The organism is Streptomyces lienomycini (genome assembly GCF_027947595.1).
GTDB classification, from domain to species: Bacteria; Actinomycetota; Actinomycetes; order Streptomycetales; family Streptomycetaceae; genus Streptomyces; species Streptomyces lienomycini.
Genome location: NZ_CP116257.1, coordinates 3,226,892 through 3,250,597, shown reverse-complemented (window position 1 = coordinate 3,250,597; position 23,706 = coordinate 3,226,892). Strand labels below are relative to the sequence as shown.

The 23,706-nt window shown below is 74.4% G+C and carries 27 protein-coding genes; 12 read left to right on the top strand and 15 right to left on the bottom strand.

Features of this window, described 5'->3' with window-relative positions:
• Positions 1 to 17: 17 nt before the first annotated feature.
• The 3 genes from BJ961_RS14610 to BJ961_RS14600 form a co-directional block, all read right to left on the bottom strand.
• Positions 18 to 206 carry a hypothetical protein gene (locus tag BJ961_RS14610; protein ID WP_003978025.1) on the bottom strand — a complete coding sequence of 63 codons (189 nt, stop codon included), beginning with the start codon at positions 204 to 206 and terminating at the stop codon, positions 18 to 20.
• 153 nt (positions 207 to 359) lie between these two features.
• A complete protein-coding gene (locus BJ961_RS14605) occupies positions 360 to 995 on the bottom strand; it encodes a class I SAM-dependent methyltransferase (protein WP_271413248.1) in 636 nt (211 codons plus the stop codon).
• Positions 996 to 1,146: 151 nt separating this feature from the next.
• A complete protein-coding gene (locus BJ961_RS14600; protein ID WP_271413247.1) occupies positions 1,147 to 2,133 on the bottom strand; it encodes a mechanosensitive ion channel family protein in 987 nt (328 codons plus the stop codon).
• Between the two features lie 211 nt (positions 2,134 to 2,344).
• Here BJ961_RS14600 and BJ961_RS14595 point away from each other — a divergent pair, with 211 nt between their 5' ends.
• Together BJ961_RS14595 and BJ961_RS14590 are read left to right on the top strand one after the other, a co-directional pair.
• Complete coding sequence (locus tag BJ961_RS14595) at positions 2,345 to 2,557, top strand: hypothetical protein (protein ID WP_271413246.1); 213 nt, start codon at positions 2,345 to 2,347, stop codon at positions 2,555 to 2,557.
• Between the two features lie 102 nt (positions 2,558 to 2,659).
• Entirely contained in the window at positions 2,660 to 3,085 is a 426-nt protein-coding gene (locus tag BJ961_RS14590; protein WP_271413245.1) for a TIGR03618 family F420-dependent PPOX class oxidoreductase, read from the top strand.
• Between the two features lie 48 nt (positions 3,086 to 3,133).
• Here the strand turns inward: BJ961_RS14590 and BJ961_RS14585 are convergent, their stop codons facing one another.
• Positions 3,134 to 5,233 carry an MMPL family transporter gene (locus tag BJ961_RS14585; RefSeq protein WP_271413244.1) on the bottom strand — a complete coding sequence of 700 codons (2,100 nt, stop codon included), beginning with the start codon at positions 5,231 to 5,233 and terminating at the stop codon, positions 3,134 to 3,136.
• 141 nt (positions 5,234 to 5,374) lie between these two features.
• Positions 5,375 to 5,881 carry a MarR family winged helix-turn-helix transcriptional regulator gene (locus tag BJ961_RS14580; RefSeq protein WP_271413243.1) on the bottom strand — a complete coding sequence of 169 codons (507 nt, stop codon included), beginning with the start codon at positions 5,879 to 5,881 and terminating at the stop codon, positions 5,375 to 5,377.
• A 104-nt stretch (positions 5,882 to 5,985) separates the two neighbouring features.
• Between BJ961_RS14580 and BJ961_RS14575 the strand changes: the two genes are divergently transcribed.
• Both BJ961_RS14575 and BJ961_RS14570 read left to right on the top strand, forming a co-directional pair.
• Positions 5,986 to 7,548: an SDR family oxidoreductase gene (locus BJ961_RS14575; RefSeq protein WP_271413242.1), complete on the top strand. Its 1,563-nt coding sequence runs from the start codon at positions 5,986 to 5,988 to the stop codon at positions 7,546 to 7,548.
• 195 nt (positions 7,549 to 7,743) lie between these two features.
• A complete protein-coding gene (locus tag BJ961_RS14570) occupies positions 7,744 to 9,120 on the top strand; it encodes a cryptochrome/photolyase family protein (protein WP_271413241.1) in 1,377 nt (458 codons plus the stop codon).
• A 22-nt stretch (positions 9,121 to 9,142) separates the two neighbouring features.
• On the opposite strand, the gene BJ961_RS14565 is transcribed toward BJ961_RS14570, so the two are convergent.
• Genes BJ961_RS14565 through BJ961_RS14555 form a run of 3 tightly spaced genes read right to left on the bottom strand, consistent with a single transcriptional unit; the run spans position 9,143 to position 10,172 of the window.
• Positions 9,143 to 9,601: a hypothetical protein gene (locus tag BJ961_RS14565; RefSeq protein WP_271413240.1), complete on the bottom strand. Its 459-nt coding sequence runs from the start codon at positions 9,599 to 9,601 to the stop codon at positions 9,143 to 9,145.
• Positions 9,594 to 9,935, bottom strand: coding sequence for a DUF3140 domain-containing protein (locus tag BJ961_RS14560; protein WP_271413239.1), 342 nt, complete (start codon positions 9,933 to 9,935; stop codon positions 9,594 to 9,596). Before BJ961_RS14560 ends, BJ961_RS14565 begins: the two co-directional genes overlap by 8 nt.
• A 6-nt stretch (positions 9,936 to 9,941) precedes the next feature.
• On the bottom strand, positions 9,942 to 10,172 hold the full coding sequence (locus BJ961_RS14555) for a hypervirulence associated TUDOR domain-containing protein (protein WP_271413238.1): 231 nt from the start codon (positions 10,170 to 10,172) through the stop codon (positions 9,942 to 9,944).
• Between the two features lie 177 nt (positions 10,173 to 10,349).
• Here BJ961_RS14555 and BJ961_RS14550 point away from each other — a divergent pair, with 177 nt between their 5' ends.
• Positions 10,350 to 11,150, top strand: a complete 801-nt coding sequence (locus tag BJ961_RS14550) for a thioesterase family protein (RefSeq protein ID WP_271413237.1) — start codon at positions 10,350 to 10,352, stop codon at positions 11,148 to 11,150.
• 19 nt (positions 11,151 to 11,169) lie between these two features.
• Here BJ961_RS14550 and BJ961_RS14545 read toward each other — a convergent pair whose 3' ends face one another.
• Positions 11,170 to 11,634 carry a VOC family protein gene (locus BJ961_RS14545; RefSeq protein WP_271413236.1) on the bottom strand — a complete coding sequence of 155 codons (465 nt, stop codon included), beginning with the start codon at positions 11,632 to 11,634 and terminating at the stop codon, positions 11,170 to 11,172.
• 79 nt (positions 11,635 to 11,713) lie between these two features.
• Complete coding sequence (locus BJ961_RS14540; RefSeq protein WP_271413235.1) at positions 11,714 to 12,715, bottom strand: NADPH:quinone reductase; 1,002 nt, start codon at positions 12,713 to 12,715, stop codon at positions 11,714 to 11,716.
• Positions 12,716 to 12,858: 143 nt separating this feature from the next.
• On the opposite strand from BJ961_RS14540, the gene BJ961_RS14535 reads away from it, so the two are divergent.
• Positions 12,859 to 13,296 carry a hypothetical protein gene (locus BJ961_RS14535; protein WP_271413234.1) on the top strand — a complete coding sequence of 146 codons (438 nt, stop codon included), beginning with the start codon at positions 12,859 to 12,861 and terminating at the stop codon, positions 13,294 to 13,296.
• A 40-nt stretch (positions 13,297 to 13,336) separates the two neighbouring features.
• Here BJ961_RS14535 and BJ961_RS14530 read toward each other — a convergent pair whose 3' ends face one another.
• Both BJ961_RS14530 and BJ961_RS14525 read right to left on the bottom strand, forming a co-directional pair.
• Complete coding sequence (locus tag BJ961_RS14530) at positions 13,337 to 14,347, bottom strand: sugar kinase (protein ID WP_271417050.1); 1,011 nt, start codon at positions 14,345 to 14,347, stop codon at positions 13,337 to 13,339.
• 74 nt (positions 14,348 to 14,421) lie between these two features.
• Complete coding sequence (locus BJ961_RS14525) at positions 14,422 to 15,054, bottom strand: bifunctional 4-hydroxy-2-oxoglutarate aldolase/2-dehydro-3-deoxy-phosphogluconate aldolase (protein WP_271413233.1); 633 nt, start codon at positions 15,052 to 15,054, stop codon at positions 14,422 to 14,424.
• A 202-nt stretch (positions 15,055 to 15,256) separates the two neighbouring features.
• Here BJ961_RS14525 and BJ961_RS14520 point away from each other — a divergent pair, with 202 nt between their 5' ends.
• Positions 15,257 to 15,652: a hypothetical protein gene (locus BJ961_RS14520; protein ID WP_271413232.1), complete on the top strand. Its 396-nt coding sequence runs from the start codon at positions 15,257 to 15,259 to the stop codon at positions 15,650 to 15,652.
• 159 nt (positions 15,653 to 15,811) lie between these two features.
• Positions 15,812 to 16,408 carry a TetR/AcrR family transcriptional regulator gene (locus tag BJ961_RS14515; RefSeq protein WP_271413231.1) on the top strand — a complete coding sequence of 199 codons (597 nt, stop codon included), beginning with the start codon at positions 15,812 to 15,814 and terminating at the stop codon, positions 16,406 to 16,408.
• A 15-nt stretch (positions 16,409 to 16,423) separates the two neighbouring features.
• On the opposite strand, the gene BJ961_RS14510 is transcribed toward BJ961_RS14515, so the two are convergent.
• Positions 16,424 to 17,449: an SMP-30/gluconolactonase/LRE family protein gene (locus tag BJ961_RS14510; protein WP_271413230.1), complete on the bottom strand. Its 1,026-nt coding sequence runs from the start codon at positions 17,447 to 17,449 to the stop codon at positions 16,424 to 16,426.
• Between the two features lie 173 nt (positions 17,450 to 17,622).
• Here BJ961_RS14510 and BJ961_RS14505 point away from each other — a divergent pair, with 173 nt between their 5' ends.
• The 3 genes from BJ961_RS14505 (at position 17,623) to BJ961_RS14495 (ending at position 20,667) form a co-directional block, all read left to right on the top strand.
• Entirely contained in the window at positions 17,623 to 19,434 is a 1,812-nt protein-coding gene (locus BJ961_RS14505) for a flavin-containing monooxygenase (protein ID WP_271413229.1), read from the top strand.
• Positions 19,435 to 19,535: 101 nt separating this feature from the next.
• The gene (locus tag BJ961_RS14500; RefSeq protein ID WP_271413228.1) at positions 19,536 to 19,883 is read left to right on the top strand and encodes a tetratricopeptide repeat protein; all 348 of its coding nucleotides are present in this window, start codon (positions 19,536 to 19,538) and stop codon (positions 19,881 to 19,883) included.
• Between the two features lie 127 nt (positions 19,884 to 20,010).
• Positions 20,011 to 20,667 carry a peptide deformylase gene (locus tag BJ961_RS14495; protein WP_271413227.1) on the top strand — a complete coding sequence of 219 codons (657 nt, stop codon included), beginning with the start codon at positions 20,011 to 20,013 and terminating at the stop codon, positions 20,665 to 20,667.
• 36 nt (positions 20,668 to 20,703) lie between these two features.
• Here the strand turns inward: BJ961_RS14495 and BJ961_RS14490 are convergent, their stop codons facing one another.
• Positions 20,704 to 22,137 carry a dihydrolipoyl dehydrogenase family protein gene (locus BJ961_RS14490; RefSeq protein ID WP_271413226.1) on the bottom strand — a complete coding sequence of 478 codons (1,434 nt, stop codon included), beginning with the start codon at positions 22,135 to 22,137 and terminating at the stop codon, positions 20,704 to 20,706.
• 120 nt (positions 22,138 to 22,257) lie between these two features.
• Between BJ961_RS14490 and trxA the strand changes: the two genes are divergently transcribed.
• A complete protein-coding gene (trxA, locus tag BJ961_RS14485) occupies positions 22,258 to 22,647 on the top strand; it encodes a thioredoxin (RefSeq protein ID WP_271413225.1) in 390 nt (129 codons plus the stop codon).
• 19 nt (positions 22,648 to 22,666) lie between these two features.
• Here trxA and BJ961_RS14480 read toward each other — a convergent pair whose 3' ends face one another.
• Positions 22,667 to 23,701, bottom strand: a complete 1,035-nt coding sequence (locus tag BJ961_RS14480) for a LacI family DNA-binding transcriptional regulator (protein ID WP_271413224.1) — start codon at positions 23,699 to 23,701, stop codon at positions 22,667 to 22,669.
• Between the last annotated feature and the right edge of the window lie 5 nt (positions 23,702 to 23,706).

The following is a 23,706-nucleotide window of genomic DNA, read 5'->3' as shown; positions in this document are numbered from 1 at the left end:
ACTCTCCCGTCGGTCCGTCAGCCCTTCTTCGGGCGCGGGGTCGGCGGCGAGAGCAGGAGGCTGGTGCCTCCGGACTGCAGGGCGAGCGCGGCGCACTCGCGGCTGTCGCGGAAGACTCCGTCGGGCTCGGCGGGGTCGAGTGCCGCGTCGATGTCGATGTTCTCGGTGCGGGTGACTTCCTCGAGCACCTTGTCCTTGGAAGGCATTTCACCATCTCCCTCTGGTAGCCAAATGGCCTTCACGTCCAAGGGTGTCCGGGAAGTCTCAAAACATGCCCCTCTTCTCAAAATTCTCAGAAGATAACTTCTTCAACAAATGGGGCATATGTCGCGCGTTGTCGCGGAGGCGCCGGGAGGGCCTCACGCCCGGCGCAGGCGCCACACGTTGTCCTCGCGGAAGCCTTCGGTGCCCTCGGGCGAGACGCTGGGCCGGCGGACGGTCCGCCGGGTCTCGACGGTCCACTCGCCGTCCGGCAGGGCGAGTTCGGCGAGGACGCCGTCCAGGGTGGGGAAGACGGCGTCGAAGGGCGGCTCGGTCTGCCAGGAGGGCCAGCCCGCGTGCATGACGACCAGCAGGGTGCCGCCGGCCGCCACGGCCCGTGCTGCGGCGCCCAGCACCGCCCGCTGGTCGAGTGCGACCGGGGACTGCAGGTAGTGGGCGCTCACCAGGTCGAAGGAGCCCTCGGGGAACGAGGGCCCCAGTTCGTGGCGTTCCCAGGCGACGCGGTCGCCGACCCCGGCCTCGGCGGCGTGTCCGGCGGCGCGTTCGAGCGCGGTGGCGGAGATGTCCACGCCGGTGACCCGCCAGCCGCGGGAGGCCAGCCACACGGCGTCCGCCCCTTCGCCGCAGCCGAGGTCGAGCGCGGTGCCGGGGGCGAGGCCGTCCGCCTCGCGGACCAGCAGTTCGTTGGGGCGCCCGCTCCAGACGTGGCCGGTGTCGCGGTAGCGGGCTTCCCAGAACTCCGCGGCGGGGGCCGGCGCGGGGGTGTCGGTCATGGTGCCTCCTGGGGCGGGCGCGGTCGTCTGCTCGGCAGGGCGCGCGACGGCCGCGCGCCCCGTGTGCAGGCTGCCCCTCACACGACGAGAGACGCAAAGATCGTTGCCGGTTCGGCAAACCGGCATCGCGCGCGCGTCATGCGTCAGCGCGTCACGTCTCGCCCTCGGCGGCTCCGCCGTGCACCCATACCGGCCGCCGCGGGAAGGGGATCTCGACGCCCGCCTCGTCCAGCGCCTCCTTGACCCGGCGGCGCAGCTCGCGGGTGACGCCCCACTGCTGGAGCGGCACCGTCTTGACGGCGAGGCGCACCAGCACCCCGTCGACGTCGAGGGACTGCACGCCCCACACCGCGGGCTCCTCCAGCAGTACGTCGGCGAAGTCCGGCTCCTCGCGCAGCGTGCGGCCGGTCTCCTCCAGCACCCGGTAGACGGTGTCGAGGTCCGCGTCGTGGGACACGGCGACGTCCAGGACGGCGCGGGCCCATTCCTGGCTGTCGTTGCGGACGCGCAGGATCTCGCCGTTGCGGATGTGCCACAGGCCGCCGTTGAGGTCGCGCACATGGGTCAGGCGCAGGCCGACGTGCTCGACCTCGCCGACGGCCTCACCGAGATCGACCGAGTCGCCGACGCCGTACTGGTCCTCGACCATGATGAGCAGCCCGGACAGGTAGTCCGCGACCAGGCTCTGGGCGCCGAAACCGATGGCCAGGCCGACCACTCCGGCGCTGGCCAGCAGCGGGCCGAGGGCGATGCCGACCTGGTCGAGCACCATGGCCACGCCGACCATGAACAGCACGATGGTCACGGCGCTGCTGAGTACCGAACCGATGGTGCGGGCCCGCTGTTCGCGGCGTTGGCGGGCCCGGGACCGGTCGCGGTGCAGGACGGCGGCGCCGCGCGTCGGCCTGCGGGGGCGGCTGCGGTCGTGCTCGCCCGCCGACGGTTCCAGGACCCGCTGGACGACCCGGGTGATGGCCCGCTTGGCCACCGCGCGCAGCACGAGCAGGATCACGACGATGAGCGCGATGCGCAGCGGTATCCCGATCAGTGCCGTGGTGTGGTCGCCGATCCAGTCCGACCAGGAGGCCGCCAGGGCGGGAGGCGGGGACTGGGCGGCGGGCGGGAAGGTGTGCGACATCGGCTCGGGTGCTCCGTTCCTGGGGGACATGTCTGCCGTCGGAGCCGCCTACCCGCGCGCGACACGAACATGACCCGGCACACTCGTCCCCCTTACCGGCACTTGCCCCTTATGTCGGACAGTCGCGTCATCTTCACTCCCCGCGGGCCCATCACCGGCGCCGCCCTGGGCACCCGCAGGGAGTCGTCCACTGCGGAGGGGGACCTGCGGCGTGGTTACCGTTGCCGTCCTGCTACTGCCCGGGATGGGGCTGTTGCTGTTCACCATGACGTACCTGGAGGACCGGCTGTTCGGTGATCCGGGGCCGCCCCGGCACGCGCGCCGGCGGCATCTGCGTCTGCTCCCGGGCGGCCGGGACCGTCGCTCGCCGGGCCCGCGCACGGAACCGGCCGGGGCCCGCGCGTCCGGACGGGACGCCGCCTGACCCCGGTCCCCCGCCGCCACCCGGACCCCACCGGGCGGACGTCCGGTCCGCCGGGCGATCCTTGTCCCGGACGGGGGCACGCGACGCGGACGAGGAGTGCGGATGGACACCGGGGAACGGCACGACGCGGACGAGGAGTTCGTCCGGTTCTGGCAGGAGCGCCGGGTGTGCTTCCTGTCGACGCCGCGGGCCGACGGGACACCCCACCTGGTCCCGGTCGGGGTGACGTACGACCACGCCACCCGTACGGCACGGGTCATCACGGGCCGGGACACCGCGAAGGCGCGCAACGTGCGGCGGGCCGCGGGGGTCGTCGTCGCCGTGGGCCAGGTGGAGGGCAGGCGCTGGTCCACGCTGGAGGGCGTCGCGTCCGTGCGGGACGACGCCGGGGCGGTCCGCGACGCGGAGGCCCGGTACGCCGCCCGCTACCGGCAGCCCCGGGCCAATCCGGAGCGGGTCGTCATCGAGATCGCCGTACGGCGCTTCCTCGGCTCGGTGCGCCCGGGGGCGGGGCGTCCGGACGCCTGACGCCCGGGCCCCGGCGCCCGGACGCCCGGCGCCCCGCTGCGGGGCGGGTCACTCCTCCCGTTCCGGGGTGCGCCGGCCCAGCCGCCCCGGCCACCAGGCGACGGCGCCGATGTCGCGGGCCAGCGCCGGGACCAGCAGCGAGCGCACCACCAGCGTGTCCAGCAGGACGCCGAAGGCCACGATGAACGCGATCTGCACCAGGAAGGCCAGCGGGATCACGCCGAGCGCGGCGAAGGTGGCGGCGAGGACGACGCCGGCCGAGGTGATCACGCCGCCGGTGGCCGTGAGACCGCGCAGGATGCCCTCCCGCACCCCGTGGTGCAGGGACTCCTGCCGGACCCGGGACATGAGGAAGATGTTGTAGTCCACGCCGAGGGCGACCAGGAAGACGAACCCGTAGAGCGGGACGGAGGCGTCCGTGCCGCTGAAGCCGAAGACGTGGGTGAAGACGAGCGCGGAGATGCCGAGGGTGGCCAGGAAGTTCAGCGCCACCGTCGCCACCAGCAGCACGGGCATCAGCAGGGAGCGCAGCAGCGCGATCAGGATGACCAGGATGATGGCGAGGACCACCGGCACGATGAGCGTGCGGTCGTGCTCGGCGGTGTGCTGGGTGTCGTACTGCTGGGCGGTGTAGCCGCCGACGAGGGCGTCCGCGCCGGGCACGTCGTGGACGGCCGACCTGAGGCGGGCCACCGCGCTCTTGGCGGCGTCGCTGTCGGCCGGCGCCTCGAGTGTCGCGTCGATCCTGACCCGCCCGTCGACCACCTTGGGCTCGCCGCCGCCGGGGCGGCCGGAGGCGGTCACCGGGTCGGCGGAGGCGACGCCGCGGGTGTCCCGGGCGGCCGCGAGGACGGGGTCGAGACGGTCGGCCTCGGCGATGACGACGGCCGGGTTGCCGGAACCGCCGGGGAAGTGCCGGGCCAGGGTCTGCTGCGCGGCGACCGACGGCGTGTCGTTCACGAAGATCTCGTCCAGGGGGACGCCCTTGGAGGTCAGGGTCGGCGCGAAGGCGGCGCAGGCGACCAGTGCGGCCAGGGAGATCGCCCAGATGCGGCGCGGGGCCCGGTCCACCAGTGCGGCGACCCGGTGCCACAGACGGTGTCCGCCTGCCGCTTCCGGGTCGCCGGTCGGTGCGGGCCGCGCGGGCCAGTAGGCGGCCCGGCCGAGCAGGACCAGGACGGCGGGCAGGAAGGTGAGCGTGCTCAGGACGGCGCAGACGATGCCGATGGCGCCGACGGGTCCGAGCGCGCGGTTGTTGGTCAGGTCGCTGAGCAGCAGCGCCAGCAGGGCGAGGGCGACGGTCGCCGCGCTGGCCACGACGGCACTCCAGGACGCCCGCAGGGCGGCGCGCACGGCGGTGAAGCGGTCCGGGCGCCGGGCCAGTTCCTCGCGGAAGCGGGCGGTGAGCAGCAGGGCGTAGTCGGTGGCGGCGCCGATGACCAGGATGGAGAGGATGCCCTGGACCTGGCCGTCGACGCGGACGACGTCGCGGTCGGCGAGGGCGTAGACGATCGCGCAGGCCAGGCCGAGGGCGAACACGGCGCCGAGGATGATGACCAGGGGCAGCAGGACGCTGCGGTAGACGAGCAGCAGGATCACCAGCACGGTGATCAGCGCGACGCCGAGCAGCAGTCCGTCGATGCCCGAGAAGGCGTCGGAGAGGTCCGCCTGGGAGGCCGCGGGTCCGGCCAGCTGGGCCTGTGTGCCGGGGACCTGTCCGGCGGCGTCGCCGATCCGCTCGAGGACGTCGGGCAGGGCGTCGCCGAGGCCGGGCTCGATCTGGACGACGGCCTGGAGCGCCTCCTTGTCCTCGGAGGGCAGCGCGGGCGACGCGGGTCCGACGATGCCGGGTTCGCCTTCGAGGGCGGCGAGGGACCGGGTGGCCTGCTCCCGGTGCCCGGTGGCCGGGCCGCCGCCGTCGGCGGTCCACACGACGATCACCGGGAGGGTCTCGTTCTGCTGGAAGGCCTTCTGGGCGTCGATGACCCGGGTGGACTCCGCACTGCGGGGCAGGAAGGCGGCCTGGTCGTTGGTGGCGACCTCGCCGAGTTTCCCGGCGTAGGGGCCCAGCGCTCCGCCGATGCCGAGCCAGACCAGGAGCAGCAGGACGGGGACGAGCCAGCGGGCCCGTCGGGAGGGGATGGACATCGGTGTCGGGTCTCCAGGTCCTAGCGGCGCGGAAAGTAGCTCGATCATAAACAATCTCAATGATCGAATTACTTCGGGTCCTCGTGACACACCGCCTTGTGCCCCGGGCACTCCCCCGGATGCGGTAACCGCCGGGTGGAATCAGCGGTCGTCCGACCGCACGAGGTGCAGTTCCTCGTTGAGGGCCGTCAGGAAGCGGACCACGACCGCCAGCTCGCCGTCGTCGAAGCGCGAGCGGGTGGTGGCGGCGGCCTCGGCCAGCGGCAGGAAGTACGTCCGGGCCGCCTCCCGGGCCTCGGGCACGTAGCGCAGGTGCACGACCCGGCGGTCGGTGCTCTCCCGGACCCGGCGCACGTGCCCGGCGCGCTCCAGCCGGTCCACACACGCCGTCACCGCTCCGGAGGTGAGCCCCAGGTGCTCGCGCAGCCGCCCCGGCGTCATGGGCTCGCGCGCGTCCAGGATCGCGGCGAGCGCCTGGACGTCGGTGGCGTGCAGGGCGTGGGTGCCGGCGAAACCGTGCACGAGCCGGTTGATCTCGCCGTTCATCCGCCGCAACTGTGCGGCGAGGACGTGCAGGTCACTCGCCTCGGGACCGGAGCCGGCCCCCCGCTCGTGCGCGTGCTGCCCGCGCTGGTTCGCTGTCGCCACGCGATCAGCGTATAGAAGGGTCAACCTGCGCCGGAACGCATCCACCGCGGCCCGGCCGGGGGAAGGGGTCAGGGTGACCACTGTCCCGCGAGCGACGGAGCCCCATGAGCCAGGGAAGCGAAGGAACCGGCCGGACGAGCGGCGAGGGCGGCGGAGCGGGTCCGCGGTGCCTGGTCACCGGCGCGACGGGGTACATCGGGGGCCGTCTGGTGCCCGAGTTGCTCGACGCCGGGCACCGGGTGCGGTGCCTGGCCCGCTCCCCGCACAAGCTGCGCGACCACCCGTGGGCGGGGAGGGCCGAGGTGGTGCGGGGCGACGTGACCGACGCCGACTCGGTGGCGCGGGCCATGGTGGGCGTCGACGTGGCCTACTACCTGGTGCACGCGCTCGGCAGCGGCGACGACTTCGAGGAGACGGACCGGCGGGCGGCGCGGGTCTTCGCCGAGCGGGCCGAGGCGGCCGGGGTGCGGCGCATCGTCTACCTGGGCGGTCTGACCCCGGCCGGCGTGCCGGAACGGGACCTGTCGCCGCACCTGCGCTCCCGTGCCGAGGTCGGCCGCATCCTGCTGGCCTCCTCGGTGCCCGCGACCGTGCTGCGCGCGGCGATCGTCATCGGCTCCGGCTCGGCCTCCTTCGAGATGCTGCGCTACCTCACCGAGCGGCTGCCGGTGATGGTCACGCCCAGCTGGGTCCACACCCGCGCCCAGCCGGTCGCCGTCCGGGACGTGCTGCGCGCGCTGGTCGGCAGCGCGGCCATGCCGTCCGAGGTGTCCCGGGCCTTCGACATCGGCGGCCCGGACATCCTCACCTACCGGGACATGATGGTCCGCTACGCCGAGGTCGCCGAACTGCCCAGGCGGCTGATCCTGCCGGTGCCGATGCTCTCCCCCGGCCTGTCCAGCCACTGGGTCGGACTGGTCACGCCGGTCCCGGCGGCCATCGCGCGCCCGCTGACCGAGTCCCTGCGGCACGAGGTGGTGTGCCGCGAGAACGACATCGTCCGGTACGTGCCGCCCCCGCCGGGGTATCCGCTCGGCTTCGACGAGGCGCTGCGCCTGGCCCTGCGACGGGTGCGGGACGCCCAGGTCACCACCCGCTGGTCGTCCGCGTCCGTGCCGGGGGCGCCCAGCGACCCGCTGCCCACCGACCCCGACTGGGCCGGCGGCAGCCTCTACACCGACCACCGCGCGCTGACCGTCGACGCGCCGCCCGACGCGCTGTGGCGGGTCATCGAGGGCATCGGCGGCGACAACGGCTGGTACTCCTTCCCGCTGGCCTGGGCGGTACGGGGCTGGCTCGACCGGCTGGTGGGCGGGGTGGGCCTGCGCCGGGGGCGCCGGGACGCCGCGCGGCTGCGGGTCGGCGACTCCCTGGACTTCTGGCGGGTGGAGGAGATCGTCCCCGGCCGGCTGCTGCGGCTGCGCGCCGAGATGCGGCTGCCGGGACTCGCCTGGCTGGAGATGCACGCCGAGACCGACGACGCGGGTCGGACGCGGTACCGCCAGCGGGCGCTGTTCCACCCCCACGGGCTGGCGGGCCAGGCGTACTGGTGGAGCGTGTCGCCCTTCCACGCCGTGGTCTTCGGCGGTATGGCCCGCAACATCGCCCGCGCCGCGTCCCGGGCCCCGCGGCCGACCGTCCCGGTACCGGACGCGTCCGCGCCCTGACCCCGCGCACCGGCCCCCGCTGCGGGGCCCCGGGCCGGCCCCCGCTGCGGCGGACCGGCCCGGGGCCGCCGTCCGGCACGCGCCTCACCGAGGGGGCCTCACGCCCGTTCCGTCCCCTTTCGCACCCCCGCGCGTCCTCGATCGGGGCGTCCGCCGGTCCGGTACCGTCGCCCGACACCCTCTGCGAGGAGCGCCATGACCACGTCGGTCGTCCTGTTCACCCGCGATCTGCGGCTGCACGACCATCCGCCGCTGCGCGCGGCGCTGGACGGCTCCGACACCGTCGTACCGGTGTTCGTCCGCGACCGGGCCGTGGACGCGGCCGGTTTCGCCGCGCCCAACCGCCTCGCCCTGCTCGCCGACTGCCTGCGGGACCTGGACGCGGGGCTCCGGGAGCGGGGCGGGCGGCTGATCGTCCGCTCCGGCGACCTGGTGGAGGAGGTGTGCGCGGCGGCCGGGGAGGCCGACGCCCACGACGTGCACATGGCGGCCGACGTGAGCGGGCACGCCCACCGTCGCGAGGAACGCCTGCGGTCCGCGCTCGAGGCACGGGGCCGCCGGCTCCACGTCCACGACGCCGTGACCACCGTGCTGGCGCCGGGGTCCGTCACCCCGGCCGCCTCCGACCACTTCGCCGTCTTCACGCCGTACTTCCGGCGCTGGGGCGAGCACTCCGTGCGCGAGCCGCTGGCCGCGCCGCGCAGGGTGCGGGTCCCGGGCGGGGTCGGCTCGGAGCCGGTGCCCGACCGCGGGGACCCGGCCGCGCTGTCCCCGGGGCTGCCGGCCGGCGGGGAGCGGGAGGCCAGGAAGCGGATGGCGGCCTGGCTGCGCACCGGTGTCTTCGGCTACGCGGACCGCCACGACGACCTGTCCGGCGACGCCACCTCCCGGCTCTCCCCCGACCTGCACTTCGGCGCGCTGTCCCCGGTCGAGCTGGTCCACCGGGCGCGGCGCGCGGGCGGCGAGGGCGCCGAGGCGTTCGTGCGGCAGCTGGCCTGGCGGGACTTCCACCACCAGGTCCTCGCCGCCCGCCCGCACGCCTCGGCCGCCGACTACCGCACCCGGCACGACCGCTGGCGCACCGGTGCCGCCGCCGAGGCGGACACGGCCGCGTGGAAGGACGGGCGCACGGGCTACCCGATCGTGGACGCGGCGATGCGCCAGCTGCGGCACGAGGGCTGGATGCACAACCGGGGCCGCCTGCTGGTGGCGAGCTTCCTCACCAAGACGCTGTACGTGGACTGGCGGGTCGGCGCCCGGCACTTCCTGGAGCTGCTCGTCGACGGCGACGTGGCGAACAACCAGCTCAACTGGCAGTGGGCCGCGGGCACCGGCACCGACACCCGCCCGCACCGGGTCCTGAACCCCACGACGCAGGCACGCCGGTTCGACCCCGAGGGGACGTACGTCCGGCGGTGGGTGCCCGAGCTGGCGGGGCTGGAGGGGCGGGCCGTGCACGAGCCGTGGCGGCTGCCGAAGGCGGAGCGGTCCGCGTACGCGGCCTACCCGGACCCGATCGTCGACCTCGCCGAGGGCCTGGACCGCTTCAAGCGGGCCCGCGGACGGGACTGACCCCCGGGCAGGGCGCGGCCCTTCAGGTGAGGGGACTGTCCGGTGCGCGGCTGCCGGGGGTGTCGGGGCGGGGCGTGTGGTCCGGGTGGTCCCGGGTCCGGCGGGCCTCCTTCAGTTCGGCCTCGTAGAGGTGGTGCCGGCCGTCGGCGAGGCGGGACACCGCTTCCCGCTCCAGGTCCCCGAACGGCTGGTAGTACGTGCGGTCGTACGCCTCGACGATCTGGAACGTCCAGTGGCCCGGGATGACGTTGCGGCCCAGGATCTCGGTCCGCACCCGCTCCGCCCAGTCCGCGTGTCCGGCGGCCCGCAGCAGTTCGACCGCGCGGTCCAGCTCGAAGTCCGCCGCTCCGGTGTGCTGGTGGAAGGCGAACAGGTGGCCGCGGGCGCACTCGGTCGTCTCCAGTGCCTTGGACAGGGCCCCGAGCGCCTCGACCGTCTCGTCGCTGACGCCCTCGGGGCGCCGGTGCGGGTCGTCAGCCATGGTGCTCCAGGGGGTCGTGGCCCCAGTTCATCAGCGAGTACCGCCAGCGGGTGTCCTCGACGTCGCCCGACGGGCGCTGGGCGAGGTGCCGGCGGACGTAGCCGACGACCTTGCGCATGTGCTCGTAGTCCTCGTCCGAGAGGTCGCCCTTGTTCTTCCGCAGGATCTCCACGATGCGGCGGCCGGACGCGTGCCCGACGGACTCGCCCCCGTCCTTGTGGTGCCCGGCGTCCCGCGACTCGTCGCTGTCGAGCCACTTGTCCAGTGCGGCCGGTGTCATGTTCACCAGCTCGCGGAACTCGTCCCGGGTCTCCTTCTGCTCGTCGCCGTCCACGGCACCTCACTTCTTCTTCTTGAGCGCGGACGGCTTGTGCACGGCCGACCGGCCGGACCTGTCGCTGCGGACCTGGTACTGCGGGTCGTCGGACGAGGCGTCCACGGTGCGGCCGGCCGCCTCCGTGCGCTCGGTGATCTTCTTCTCCACCGTGCCCTCGGTGCGGGAGCCGTGGCTGCTCCAGCCGACCTTGTCGCCCTTCTTCAGGTTCTCGCCGTCCTCGTGCCTCTTCGCCATGGCCGTGCTCCTTCGCCTGCCGTTCCCCCTCCGGCTTCCTGGAACGTCTGGGTTCCCCGCCGGGGGCGCCCCACTCGGGCCGGGGGCGATCCGGCGCCGACCTATCCTGGTCGCGGCCCCGGCGCCGGCGTCCGGGGGCCGTGTCGTCGTCACCGCCGTCGTTCCAGGAGCAGCCCGTTGAACACCAGCACAGCGACCCCGGACAGCTACTACGAGCGGATCGACGAGCACCGCTACAAGCCCACCCCGCACGCGGGCGGGGCGTGGAGCTCCGACGAGCAGCACTTCAGCCCGCTCGGGGGTCTCATCGTCCACGCCGTCGAACGGCAGCTGGCGGACCGCGTCGGCGCGGCCATGTCGCCGAGCCGGATCAGCTTCGACATCCTGGGCCGCCCGGCGCTGGACGAGTGCGAGATTCGGGTGGAGACCGTCCGGCCGGGGCGCACCATCGAACTGGTCGAGGCGACCGTGCTCATAGCGGGCCGGTCGGTGGCACGCGCGAGGGTCTGGCTGCTGGCGGACGTGGACACGAGCGCCGTCGCCGGGGGCGGTGCCGACCGGCTCACCGCGCCGGACACGCTGGCACCGTGGCCGATGGACACCGAGTGGCCCGGCGGCTACATCGCCTCCCTGGACGTACGGCCGCTCGCGCCGCCCTCCCCCGGCCGCACCACCGCCTGGGTCTCCACCGGCCTCGACCTGGTCGCCGGGGAGAGCGCGAGCCCGCTGGCCTCCTACGTCGCGCTGGTGGACACGGCCAACGGCATCGCGGTGCGGCAGTCGCCGCGGGAGTGGATGTTCCCGAACGTCGATCTGACCCTGCACCTGCACCGGGCGCCGCGCGGCCGCTGGACCGGCCTGGACACCACCGTCGTCTTCGGGCCCACCGGCCAGGGCATCACCAGCACCGTGCTGCACGACGTGGACGGCCCCGTGGGCCACGCCCAGCAGATGCTGACGGTCCGTCCGCAGCCCTGAGCGGGGCCGCCCCGACGCGTCAGCCCGGGTCCCGGCCCGGGCCCGCGGGCGGATCGGCGAGGATGCCTTGCAGCAGCCCGGTGGCCTGGCCGACCTCGATGAGGTAGCCGTCCGGGTCGCGCAGGTAGCACCGCAGTTCGGCCTTGCGGTCGATCGGCGGGGTGAGGAACTCGGCGCCGAGCGCGCTCCACTCGCGGTGGCAGCGCTCGATGTCGGCCACCCGGATGTTGAGGAAGCTCGTCGCCGTCCCGGGGTCCTCCGGCGGACGCAGGGTGACGTCGGGTTTGTCGGGCGTCGGTCCGCCGCCCGGGTTCATGATGAGCCAGCTGTTCGCGAGCTTGACGATGCACGGGTTCTCCGCGAGCACGACCTCGCCGCCGAGCACCTCGGAGTAGAAGGCACGCGAGCGCGGCACGTCGGCCACGGTGAGGAAGTGGGTGAGCAGCAGTCCGGACTCCGGTGCCGGCAGGTCTTCACGGCGCATGTCTGGGCCCCCACACGCTGGTGACGGGATTGTCGGAACACGTCCATCATGGACCGCCGCCGCCCGGTCGGAAAGACGATCAAGAGGGCGTGAGGACCAGACGCCCCCGCACCTTCCCGGCCTCCAGTCTGCGGTGGGCCTCGGCCGTCCTCGACAGGGGCAGCCGGTCGGCGATGCGAGGACGCCAGGGAGTGCCGGTGAGGACGCCCGCGACGCCCCGCGCCGCCTCGGCGAGGTCGGTGGTCGTGGCGTTGCTGATGGCGAACCCCACGATGCTCGCGTCCCGGGTGTAGAGCCGGCTCACCGGCAGTGCGGCGGGCCCGGTGCCCAGGCCCACCATCGCGACCAGCCGCCCGCCCCGCGCCAGTGAGTCCACCGCGTCGGCGAGCACCCCGTGGCCGGACGTGTCCAGGTGCACGTCGTAGCCGTCGGGCGCGGCCCGGCGTACGCGCTCGCCGAGGTCGGGCGCGTGGTGGTCGAGGACCTCGGCGGCGCCCAGCTCCCGCACCGCCCGGGCGTCCTCGGCGCGCGCCGTGGCGACCACCCGGGCCCCGGCGCGGGAGGCCAGGGCCACGGCGGCGCCGCCCACGTTCCCGGCGCCGCCCCCGACGTACACGGTCTCCCCCGCTCCGAGCCGCCCGTGCCGCAACAGTGCGAGCCAGGCGGAGGCGGCCGGGTGGGCGGCTGCCACGAGGTGCTCCTCGTCGACGCCGGGCGGCACCGGGTAGAGGCGTTCGGCCGGGACGGTCGCGTACTGGGCGAAGGAGCCCTGCCGGCCGGCGTGCCCGAGGCTGTTGCACCACACCCGCTGCCCGACGGTGAAGCCGGCGGCGCCGGGCCCGGCCGCGGCGATCTCGCCCACCAGGTCACGGCCGACGACGAAGGGCAGCGGCAGCGGTGTGGCGTACGCACCGGAACGTACGAAGGTGTCCACGGGGTCGGCGGCGACGGCCGCCACCCGCACGAGGACGTCCGTGGGTCCCACGGGCGGCACCGGCAGTTCCCCGTACCGGACGGCCTCGGCCGGTCCGACGGCGTCGATGTACGCCGCCCGCATCGTGTCGGGGACTGTGCCGTTCATGGCCTCATGCTACGAGGAGGCCGCCGGCTCGGCGACGCAGGTGGCCGCGCGGAACGGCGTGACGGGAGCGGCCCGCGCTGCGAGGCACGCCGGGGCGGCCTACGCTGAGCCGCGAGACCCAGGAAGCACCGCCGGGAGTCCCCATGCGTCTGCGTCATCGTCTGCCCGTCGAACTCCGGCACGTCGCCCCGCGGCTGGCCACCGGAGCCTTCATCCTCAACTCCGGTCTGGCCAAGCGCGGGGCCGACGAACAGGCCGCCGCCATGATGCACGGGATGGCGAAGAACACCTACCCGTTCCTCGGCAGGCTGCGGCCGTCGACGTTCGTCCGGCTGCTCTCGGCCGGTGAGATCACGCTGGGTGCCGCCCTGCTCCTGCCGGTGGTGCCCACGGCCGTGGCGGGCATCGGCCTGACGGCGTTCTCGGCCGGGCTGGTCGGTCTGTACCTCCGTACGCCCGGGATGCGCGAGGAGGGCAGCCTGCGCCCGACGCAGGAGGGCACGGCCCTGGCGAAGGACACCTGGATGCTGGGCATCGGGATCGGGTTCGTCGTCGACGGAGCGACGCGCGGCACCCGCTGATCCCACCCCGGGCACCAGCGGGCGCCGGGGGCGTCGCGCGTCAGGTGCCGACGGGCGTACTCCAGTCCTGGTCGGCGCGGGCCAGCAGGGCGGCGATCGTGTCCTCGTCCGGCAGCGGGCCGTGGTCCCCGACGACCTTCAGCGCGGAGGCGGCCGTGATGTGGCCGAGGCGCAGGGCGCGGGTGAGGTCCGTGCCCCTCGACAGTCCGGCGAGGAATCCGGCGGCGAACGCGTCCCCCGCGCCGACCGGCTCCACCACCTCCGTGCGCAGGGCGGGCACCGTGCACGCGCCGCGCGCGGTGAACGCGGTGGCGCCCCGCCCGCCGTCCTTCACGACGAGGATCCGCGGGCCGCTCAGCAGGCGGCGGACGTCCGTGCCGGTCAGGTCCGCCCCCCACAGGTCCTGTGCCTCGTCCAGGCCGACGAAGGCGATGTCGGCGAGGTCGGCCAGGTCCCGGAGCACCGGGGCGGCCGTGCCCGGCGGCCACAGCGCGGGCCGGTGGTTGACGTCGAAGCTGACGGCGTGGGTCCGCCGCTCCCGCGGGGTGCGCAGGACCGCTTCCACCAGGGCCCGGCAGGACGGGGACAGGGCGGGCGTCACCCCGGTCAGATGGACGAGGGCGGCGTCGCCGAGCCGTTCGTCGTCCAGGAGGCCGGGGCCGAGGGCCGAGGCCGCCGAGCCCGTCCGGTAGTAGTGCACGCGGGTCCCCGCGGCGCCCGGGTCCTTCAGGAGCAGGCCGGTCGGCCGTGCAGGGTCGGTCCGCACACCCGAGACGTCCACGCCCGCCCGCGCGACGGTCGCCCGCACCCGTCGGCCGAGGGCGTCGTCACCGACCGCCGACAGCCAGGAGACGGACAGGCCCAGGTCGGCGAGGTACATGGCCACGTTCGACTCGGCGCCCGCGACCGACAGGCCGAGGGACTCGGTGCCGTCCAGCGAGTGGGGCGGGGCCGGGGCCACGGCCGCCATGGTCTCGCCGAGGCACACCACGGGTCCCCGCGGCGGCCGCCAGGGGCTCGCGCCGCTCGCTTCTTCTCCCACCGCGCGGATGCCGGTGCCCGAGGCGCGGGACGGCCCGGTGCCGGTGCCCGAGGCGCGGGACGGTGCGGTGCCGGTCGCCCGGGTCACGGCCGGGCCTCCCGCACCGCGGCGCGGAAGGCGCGGGCGCGGACGCGGAGGTCGTCGAGGCTGCCTCCGTCCGCGGCGTCGCCGATCAGTGGGGAACCGACCCCGACCGCCGTGGCACCCGCCGCCAGATGGGCGCGGGCCGCCGCCTCGTCGACGCCTCCGACGGGCACGAGGGGGTCGTGCGGGAAGGGGCCGCGCAGGGCCTTGACGTAGGCCGGTCCGCCCGCCTGGGCCGCCGGGAAGATCTTCAACGCGGTGGCGCCGAGGGCGCGGGCCGCGATGATGTCGGTGGGTGTCATGACCCCGGCCAGTACGGGCATGCCGCACGCGCGGGCCGTCGTGACGCCCTCCCCCAGGCCGGGGGTGACGGCGAAGTCGGCGCCCGCGCGGTGGGCGGCGAGGGCGTCGTCGGCGGTGAGGACCGTTCCGGCGCCCAGGGGCCGTCCGGGGCCGAGGGCCGCCCTGGCCCGTTCGATGACCCGAAGGGCGTCCTTGCCGGTCAGCGACACCTCTATGAGCTCCAGGCCCTCCTCGACCAGGGTCAGTACGGTGCGCAGCGCGGCGTCGGCGTCGTCTCCGCGCACGATGGCGACAAGGCGGTGGGCGGCGAGGGCCGCTCGCAGATCCACGGGTTGGTCTCCTTCTCCGGGGGGTGTGAGGTGCTGGCCGCCAGCGTAGGTCGCCACCGCACCTCACCCGCGTCCCGCCCTCCCGTACCCGGCGCGGACCGGACTTTCGCCCGCCCGCACCACCAAGCCCGATTCATGCGTTTTGCCTGATTCCTCATGGTGACCCGGATGGACGACATCCACGTGCGACGAGGTGAGAAACATGCTGGTGCTGGGTCTCCTGCTCATGGCGGGCGCCGCCGCCTTCGCAGGCCTGTTGATCGCGTACAACCTGTCCGGCGGTCCGGACTACACCGTGACCCTGCTGGGGAGCGAGCCATTCACGATCAGCACGCTCGGGGCGTTCCTCGGCGGTATCGCCCTGACACTGATCTTCGGCCTGGGCATGTGGATGCTCCTGGCCGGGACCGTGCTGGCTCGCCACCGCGGCAAGAAGCGGCGCAGGGAACGGGCAACCGCCGAGCGGGCCTCCGCCGAGCGTGACGCGCTGAACGACCGCCTCGAGGGCCGTCCCGGCAGCAGCGCGGACGAGCCGGCCGGACCCCGTCGCCCGACCGGACACCGACCGCAGTGGCTGCGGCCGCACGGCCACCACTGAGCCGTCGCGGCCCCACCGGGCCGCTCGGCCGTCGGTGAGCCGCTCGGCCGCCGCTGACCGGACTCGGCCGCCCGGACCGGCGCACCCGCGCCGGACCGGGCGGCCGACCGGTCGTTTCCGCCGCCGGGGGCGGCCGGGGCGACCCGATACCCTCTCGGGGTGACGCAGCGACCCGTGCCCGGCACCGACACCCGGCGGCCCGCGAGCGGTGGCCCGAGGGCCGCCGCCCGCAACCGGGCCGCACTGGTCGCCGCCGCCCGGGAGGTCTACGCGGAGCAGGGGCTGGACGCGCCGCTGTCGGCGATCGCACGCCGGGCCGGTGTCGGCCAGGGGGTGCTGTACCGGCACTTCCCCGACCGGGCCGCCGTGGCGAGCGCGGTGCTCGAGGAGAACGTCGGGCAGATCGAGCGGACGGCCGGTCAGGACACCGACCTGGCACGCGTCCTCGGCGTCCTGACCTGGCACCTGAAGGAGTCGGCGGCCTTCATCAGCATGCTGCACATCGACGGGGCGGGCAGCCGTGCCGCCGTCCCCGCGTACGCCCTGGAGCTGTCCCGGCGCGTGGAGACGGCCCTGCGCAGGCATCTGCCGCCAAGCCATCCGCTCGCCGCCGAACCCGACGACCTGATGATCGCCGTCGGCATGGTCTCCGGGGCCGTGACCGGCGCGGCCCGCGAGCAGCGGGAGCACCGGGCGCGCGCGGCCTGGCGGCTGCTCGGCGTCGAGGTGGGCCCGGTGCGGCCCGCCGGGGAGTGAGGACGGGCGCGGGCGTCAGCCGCCGTTGGACTGCCGTACCCCCCGCGCCAGCGCGTCGAAGGTGTAGAGGTAACCGCCGTCCGGTCCGCTGACGGTCATGTAGGCCCGGGTCCCGCCGGGCGTGATGGCCACGTTGGTCGCGGATTCCAGCCCGTCGGCGGCGCGGGCCGGGACCTCGACGGTCGCCAGGCGCTCACCGTTCTCGCTGTACACCGCCATCGCGGGGCGGCCGTGCAGTCCCTGGTAGAGGTTGCCGTCCGCGTCCACGGCGATGGAGTCGGTCTGCGCGACGCCGCCGTCGACCCGGACGGCGGTGTGGCGCGAGGAGACGGCGCCGTCGGCGTCCAGGCGGAGGTAGGAGATGCGGTTCTGCGTCAGTTCGCTGAACCACAGCCCCCGGTAGTCCGCGTCGAAGGAGATGCCGTTCGGCGCGGCGAGGCCGTCGGCCAGGACGGTGGCGTCCTTCCCCGTACGGTCGATGCGCACCACGCGGCCGTGGGCCGCGCCGTCGGCCATGCCGCGTGAGTCGCTCACGTACAGGTTGCCCTCCCGGTCGAAGGCGAGGTCGTCCGGGTTCATCGGCGCCCCGTCGACCTCGCCGGAGAAGAAGGTGCGCGGATCACCGCCGTCCGGTGCCAGGCTGACGATGTCCCCGTGCGAGAAGTCGGTCAGGTAGATCCGCCCGTCGTACGGGCTGAACTGGGCCGAGGTGTAGGTGCCGCGGTCGTCGGTGTGGAGCTGCTCCGACGTCTTCTTCCGGACATTCACCCGCAGCACCTTCGGCTCGCCGGCCGGGGCGGTGACGTCCACGACGAGGAGCCGGCCGTGCTCGTCGAGGACGGGCCCCTCCAGGAGGGTCATGCCGGTCTGCTCGTGCACCTGCGTCAGGCGCATGACCTGCTGCGCGCGGATGGTCCGGTCCGCTCCGGGGACGCCGCCCGGGTCCGCCGGGGCGCCTGCCGGCTGCGTACCGCATCCGGCGAGGGCCAGCACCCCGATCGCGGCGAGCACGGCCAGCGGGCGGGTGGGGAGTCGTCGCATGCGAATCACTCTTCCTGTCCGAAAGTATGCGGAAGCAACCGCCACACGAACCGGACAACGCTGTCCGGTTGTTGTTACCGTAGTGCATGGCTGCTCAAGTCCTGTGACGGCGCGCTCTGTTCATGGACGGGACGGCCTCCTGGCAGCGAACCGGAAGGAAGCAGGGCCCCCACATGACACGTTCACAGGAGCTGACACCGGAGGCGCTCGCCGGACTCAGGGAGCGTTACCGGGCCGAGCGGGAGCGACGCGTGCGCCCCGACGGGGTCCGGCAGTACCTCGGCGCCGACGCCCGGTTCGGCTACTACGCCGCCGACCCGTACACGGCCGGGCCCACCGAGCGCGAGCCGGTGCGGGACCGGGTGGACGTCGCGGTCGTCGGCGGCGGGTTCGGGGGCATCCTCGCGGCGGCACGGCTGCGCGGGCAGGGCGTCGCGCGTGTCCGCGTCGTCGAGAAGGGCGGTGACTTCGGCGGCACCTGGTACTGGAACCGGTATCCGGGGATCCACTGCGACATCGAGTCGCACGTGTACCTGCCGATGCTCGACGAGACCGGTTACGTGCCGGAGTGGAAGTACGCGCCCGGGGAGGAGATCCGCCGGCACGCGGTGCGCATCGCCGAGAAGTGCGACCTGTACGCGGACGCCCTGTTCTCCACCGCGGTCACGTCACTGACCTGGGACGACGCCTGCGAGGCATGGACCGTCACGACGGACCGGGGCGACGAGTTCCGGGCCACCTACGCCGTCACGGCCACCGGGACCCTCTCGGATCTGAAGCTGCCTGGCATCCCGGGCATCGAGGACTTCGAGGGCCACACCTTCCACACCTCGCGCTGGGACTACGCCTACACGGGAGGCACCCCGGACGGCGGTCTGAGCGGCCTCGCGGGCAAGCGCGTGGGCGTCGTCGGCACCGGGGCCACCGGCGTCCAGGTCGTGCCGAAGCTGGCCGAGGACGCCGGGCACCTGTACGTCTTCCAGCGCACTCCGTCCAGCGTCGACGTCCGCGCCAACCGCCGCACCACCGCCCGGGACGTCGGCGCCGACCACCACGGCTGGGCGAGCGCGCGGCGCGACAACTTCCTGCGCATCGTCTCGGGCGAGGACGCCGGGGAGGACCTCGTCGCGGACGGGTGGACCGCGTCGGCCGCACTCCTGGAGAAGCTCCTGCCGAGCTTCCGCCGGCCGCCGGGCGACCGGGCCGCGTTCGAAGCGGCCTACGAGATCGCGGACGCCGGCAGGATGAACGGGATCCGGGCGCGTGTCGAGGAGATCGTCACCGACCCGGCCACGGCGGACCGGCTCAAGCCCTGGTACCGGTACGCGTGCAAGCGCCCCACCTTCTCGGACCTGTACCTCGACGCGTTCAACCGGGACAACGTCACCCTGGTCGACACGGCCGACACCCACGGCATCGAGCGGATGACCGCGCACGGCGTCGTGGTCGGCGGCACCGAGTACGCCCTGGACTGCCTGGTCTTCGCCACCGGGTTCTCCGTCGGGGTCTCCGGCGTCCACTCGGGGCGGCTGCCCGTGACCGGCCGGGGCGGCACACTGCTGCGCGACGCGTGGGCCGCGCGGGGCCCGCGCACGCTGCACGGCTTCACGGGCAACGGCTTCCCGAACCTGATCCAGCTCGGCGGGACGCAGAGCGCCAGCAGCGTCAACTACACGCACGTACTGGACGAACACGCCGTGCACGCCGCGGCACTCGTCGCGGCCGCCGAGGCCGGGGACTGCCTCGTCGAACCGTCCCCCGAGGCCGAGGACGCCTGGATCGCCTCGCTCGCCGAGAACGCGCCGGACCACGAGTGGTTCCACGCCGAGTGCACCCCCGGCTACTACAACGCCGAGGGGCGCGGCCGGCCGAACGGCCCCACCGCCTACCCCCACGGCGCCGTCGCCTTCCACGCGCTCCTGAAGCGGTGGCGCGAGCAGTCCATGGACGAGATCCTCCGGCCCAGGACCGCCGCCCGGAGCTGAGGGGCCTGGACGGACGGGCGGACCGGGCGGACCGGGCGGACGCCAACTTGTGGAATTTTCAACCGTACGGCGTGGTTGCAGTGCACCGATGGAGGTCACCAGTGGACACGACGTACTACGACCACGGAACACCGGCGGAGCGCTGGGAGCGCGCGCGGATGTTCTTCGACGCCAAGGACTACGCCGCCGCGGCACGCGTCCTGGACGCGCTGGTCGGGGAGGTGCCCGAGCAGACCGGACCGCGGCTGCTGCTGGCGCGCTCCTACTACCACTCGGCCCAACTGCGTCGGGCCGAGGCCGAGTTGCGGGTCGTCGTCGAGCGCGATCCCGTCGAGCAGTACGCCCGGCTGATGCTGGGCCGCACCCTCGAACGGCAGGGGCGGCAGGAGGAGGCCGACACCCAGCTGCGGATCGCCTCCGCCCTCGCGGGCGACTTCGCCGGCCTCTGAGCGGCGCATGAGTGACGCCTGAACGACGCGTGAACGGCGCGGCGGTGCACGTCACCGCCGCGCCCTCGCGTGTCACCGCCGCTTCGGCGGCGCCGGTGGGTCCGGTACGCCGTGGCATCCTGGCGCGATGGGAACTCCGAGTGATCGTGCCCCGCTCGCCGAGCGGGTCGAGGAACTGCTCGCCGTCGACGGCCCGCTGCCCGTCGTCGCCGCGGGCGACCCGGTACTGCGGCGGGCGGCCGAGCCGTTCGACGGACAGTTGGAGCCCGCGCTGCTCGCGCGGTTCGTCGGGGCGCTGCGCCTGACCATGCACGCGGCTCCAGGCGTCGGCCTGGCGGCGCCGCAGGTCGGGGTGGGGCTCAGGATCGCGGTGATCGAGGATCCGGCGCCGGTGCCGGACGAGGTGCGGGTGGCGCGGGGACGGGTGCCGCAGCCCTTCCGGGTGCTGGTCAATCCGTCGTACGAGCCCCTCGGCGGCGGGCGGGCGGCGTTCTACGAGGGCTGTCTGAGCGTGCCGGGCTGGCAGGCGGTCGTCGCGCGCCACGCCCGGGTGCGGCTGTCGGCGCGGGACGAGCACGGGCGGGCGGTGGACGAGGTGTTCACGGGCTGGCCCGCCCGGATCGTGCAGCACGAGACGGACCATCTCGACGGCACGCTGTACCTGGACCGGGCAGAGTCGCGTTCGCTGGCGTCCAACGCCGCGGTGGCGCACCTGTGGTCCCAGCCGACGCCGGAGCGGGCGGCGTCGGCGCTGGGGTTCGAGCTGCCCGGCCCGGCGGTCTGAGCGGCCGCCGGGCCCGCACCGGCGCGAAGGGCCCGGTCAGTTGTCCCGGTAGGTCTCCAGGAGCCGCAGCCACACCTCGCTGATCGTCGGGTAGGAGGGGACCGCGTGCCACAGGCGGCTCACCGGCACCCGGCCGGCGACCACGACGGTCGCGGAGTGGATCAGCTCGCCGACGCCGGGGCCGACGAAGGTGACGCCGCGGACGATCTCGTCCTCCAGGTCGACGACCATGCGGGCGCGGCCCTTGTAGTCGTCGCCGTACAGGCTGGAGCCCGCCACCGCGATGGGGACGTCGACGGCGCGGACGCGGTGTCCGGCGCGTTCGGCCTCGGCCAGGGTCAGGCCGACGGAGGCGGCCTCGGGGTCGGTGAACACGACCTGGGGCACGGCGTCGTGGTCGGCGGTCGCGGCGTGCGCGCCCCACGGGTCGGACTCCAGGATCGGCACGCCGGAGGCGCGGGCGGCGATGGCGGCGCCCGCGATGCGCGCCTGGTACTTGCCCTGGTGGGTGAGGAGGGCGCGGTGGTTGACGTCGCCGACGGCGTAGAGCCAGTCGTGGCCCGGCACCCGAAGGCTGTCGTCGGCCTCCAGCCAGGAGCCCGGTTCGAGTCCGACGGTGTCCAGGCCGATGTCGCCGGTGCGGGGCGTCCGGCCGGTGGCGAAGAGGATCTCGTCGGCCTCCAGGCGGTCGCCGGTGTCGGTGACGGCGACGACGGTGCCGTTCTCGCGGGTGACGGACTCGACGGAGACGCCGGTGCGGATGTCCACGCCGGCCTCGGTGAGCGCCTCGGCGACGAGTTCCCCGGCGAACGGCTCCATGCGGGCGAGCAGGCCGTCGTCGCCGCGGACCAGCATCGTGACCCGGGAGCCGAGGGCCTGCCAGGCGGTGGCCATCTCGACGGCGACGACTCCGCCGCCGATCACGATGAGGCGGCCGGGCGCGCTCTTCGCGCTGGTGGCCTCGCGGCTGGTCCAGGGGCGCACCTCGGCGAGTCCGGGCAGCGGGGGCAGTGCGGCGCCGCTGCCGGTGCACACGGCGACCGCGTGCCGGGCGGTCAGGGTCCGGCGGGTGCCGTCGGGGGCGGCCACCTCCACGGCGCGCGGTCCGGCGAGGCGTCCCTGGCCGCGGTACAGGTCGGCGCCGATGCCCTCGACCCACTGGACCTGGCCGTCGTCCTTCCAGTGCGAGGTGAACTCGTCGCGGCGGGCGAGGACGGCCGCCGCGTCGAGCGGCTCCTGGAGCGACTGGGCGAGGCCGGGCAGGCGGCGGGCGTCCGCGCGGGCGATGACCGGGCGCAGCAGGGCCTTGCTGGGCATGCAGGCCCAGTAGGAGCATTCGCCGCCGACCAGTTCGCTCTCCACGATCGCGGTGGACAGCCCGGCCGCGCGGGTGCGGTCGGCGACGTTCTCGCCGACGGGGCCCGCGCCGATCACGACGACGTCGTACGTGAGGGAATCCGATTGCGTCATGGGGCCAGTCTGGTGGGTGGTGTGCGACGTGGCCACATGGGTACGTGCGCGGAATACCCACCAGGTCGGCAGTGTTGTGCCGACGGCTACTCCCCCGATACCAGGAAGAGGGATTACCTCATGACCAGCACCGTGGAACTCACCAAGGAGAACTTCGACCAGACGGTCACGGACAACGAGTTCGTGCTGATCGACTTCTGGGCGGAGTGGTGCGGTCCGTGCAAGCAGTTCGGGCCGGTCTACGAGAAGGCGGCCAAGGCCAATCCGGACCTGGTGTTCGGCAAGGTGGACACCGAGGCGCAGCCCGAGCTGGCGCAGGCCTTCGGCATCAGTTCGATCCCGACGCTGATGATCGTGCGGGACCAGGTGGCCGTGTTCGCGCAGCCGGGCGCGCTGCCGGAGGCGGCCCTCACCGACGTGATCGGCCAGGCCCGGAACCTGGACATGGACGAGGTCCGCAAGGCCGTCGCCGAGCAGCAGGCCCAGGCGGGCCAGGAGGGCGGCCAGTAGCGGGCGGTCCGGCCGCCGCTCAGCTCGACTCCCGGTGCACCACCGTCGCGCCCAGCACCTTGTGGCGCTCGGGCGGGGCGCCGGGGTCGTGCACGGCCCGGTCGACGAGGGCGGCCAGGTCCCGGCCGGCGGGCAGCTCCAGGTGGACGGTGCTCAGGCGGGGCCGCAGCAGCCGGCCCAGCATCAGGTCGTCGGCGCCGATGACGGCCGCGTCGCCGGGGATGTCGAGTCCCTCGTCCTGAAGGGCCCGCATCAGCAGCATCGCGTACTCGTCGTTGTAGGCGAAGACCGCGTCGAGCCCCAGAGAGCCCCAGCGGGCGGCGAGACGTGCGGCGTCCTGCTCCTCGTAGGCGAGGGGCAGGACGGTGACGGTGGCGTCGGTGCCCTCGACCGCGTGGCGGGCGCCGGCCAGGCGCGGGGCGGAGAAGACGTCCAGTCCGCTCTCCGCGGGCACGACGACGCCGATGCTGCGGCGTCCTCGGTCGTAGAGGTGTCGGGTCGCGCCGCGGCCGACGCCTTCCTGGTCCGTGAGCAGGGCGTGCGCTCCGTCGACGGGCTCGGGTCCGAGGGTGAGGACCGCCCGGGCCCCGGACCGTTTGAGGACGTCCACGCCGCGCGGGCCGAGGTCGGAGGCGGGTGCGAGGACGGCGACCGGGCGCAGTTCGGCCCAGGCGCGGGCGGCGTCCTCCTCGTGCGGGGCGGCGGTGCCGTACTGCACGACGGTGTAGTCGAGGCGGCCGAGCGCCCACTGCAGCTCGCCGAGGAAGCGGGTGTAGAGCGGGCCCGCGGGGAAGGACGGCGTCGGCATCAGGACCATGCGGCTGTGTCCGGCGCGCAGTGAGCGGGCCGCCGCGTGCGGGACGTACCCCAGTTCCCGGGCGGCCTCGTGGACGCGGCGGCGCGTGGGTTCGCTGATCCGGACGGCGCCGGTGTTGTTGAGGACGTAGGAGACGGTCGCGCGCGAGACGCCGGCCAGGCGGGCCACGTCGGCGCTCGTGGGGACGGAACGCGGGGCCGGGGAGTCGGGGGACGGCGGATTCGGTATCTGCACCATGACGT

Coding starts and splice junctions, on each gene's coding strand:
- BJ961_RS14610 (WP_003978025.1), bottom strand. CDS start 206: ATGCCTTCCAAGGACAAGGTGCTCGAGGAAGTCACCCGCACCGAGAAC.
- BJ961_RS14605 (WP_271413248.1), bottom strand. CDS start 995: ATGACCGACACCCCCGCGCCGGCCCCCGCCGCGGAGTTCTGGGAAGCC.
- BJ961_RS14600 (WP_271413247.1), bottom strand. CDS start 2,133: ATGTCGCACACCTTCCCGCCCGCCGCCCAGTCCCCGCCTCCCGCCCTG.
- BJ961_RS14590 (WP_271413245.1), top strand. CDS start 2,660: ATGGACACCGGGGAACGGCACGACGCGGACGAGGAGTTCGTCCGGTTC.
- BJ961_RS14585 (WP_271413244.1), bottom strand. CDS start 5,233: ATGTCCATCCCCTCCCGACGGGCCCGCTGGCTCGTCCCCGTCCTGCTG.
- BJ961_RS14575 (WP_271413242.1), top strand. CDS start 5,986: ATGAGCCAGGGAAGCGAAGGAACCGGCCGGACGAGCGGCGAGGGCGGC.
- BJ961_RS14570 (WP_271413241.1), top strand. CDS start 7,744: ATGACCACGTCGGTCGTCCTGTTCACCCGCGATCTGCGGCTGCACGAC.
- BJ961_RS14565 (WP_271413240.1), bottom strand. CDS start 9,601: ATGGCTGACGACCCGCACCGGCGCCCCGAGGGCGTCAGCGACGAGACG.
- BJ961_RS14555 (WP_271413238.1), bottom strand. CDS start 10,172: ATGGCGAAGAGGCACGAGGACGGCGAGAACCTGAAGAAGGGCGACAAG.
- BJ961_RS14545 (WP_271413236.1), bottom strand. CDS start 11,634: ATGCGCCGTGAAGACCTGCCGGCACCGGAGTCCGGACTGCTGCTCACC.
- BJ961_RS14540 (WP_271413235.1), bottom strand. CDS start 12,715: ATGAACGGCACAGTCCCCGACACGATGCGGGCGGCGTACATCGACGCC.
- BJ961_RS14535 (WP_271413234.1), top strand. CDS start 12,859: ATGCGTCTGCGTCATCGTCTGCCCGTCGAACTCCGGCACGTCGCCCCG.
- BJ961_RS14520 (WP_271413232.1), top strand. CDS start 15,257: ATGCTGGTGCTGGGTCTCCTGCTCATGGCGGGCGCCGCCGCCTTCGCA.
- BJ961_RS14510 (WP_271413230.1), bottom strand. CDS start 17,449: ATGCGACGACTCCCCACCCGCCCGCTGGCCGTGCTCGCCGCGATCGGG.
- BJ961_RS14505 (WP_271413229.1), top strand. CDS start 17,623: ATGACACGTTCACAGGAGCTGACACCGGAGGCGCTCGCCGGACTCAGG.
- BJ961_RS14495 (WP_271413227.1), top strand. CDS start 20,011: ATGGGAACTCCGAGTGATCGTGCCCCGCTCGCCGAGCGGGTCGAGGAA.
- BJ961_RS14490 (WP_271413226.1), bottom strand. CDS start 22,137: ATGACGCAATCGGATTCCCTCACGTACGACGTCGTCGTGATCGGCGCG.
- trxA (WP_271413225.1), top strand. CDS start 22,258: ATGACCAGCACCGTGGAACTCACCAAGGAGAACTTCGACCAGACGGTC.
- BJ961_RS14480 (WP_271413224.1), bottom strand. CDS start 23,701: ATGGTGCAGATACCGAATCCGCCGTCCCCCGACTCCCCGGCCCCGCGT.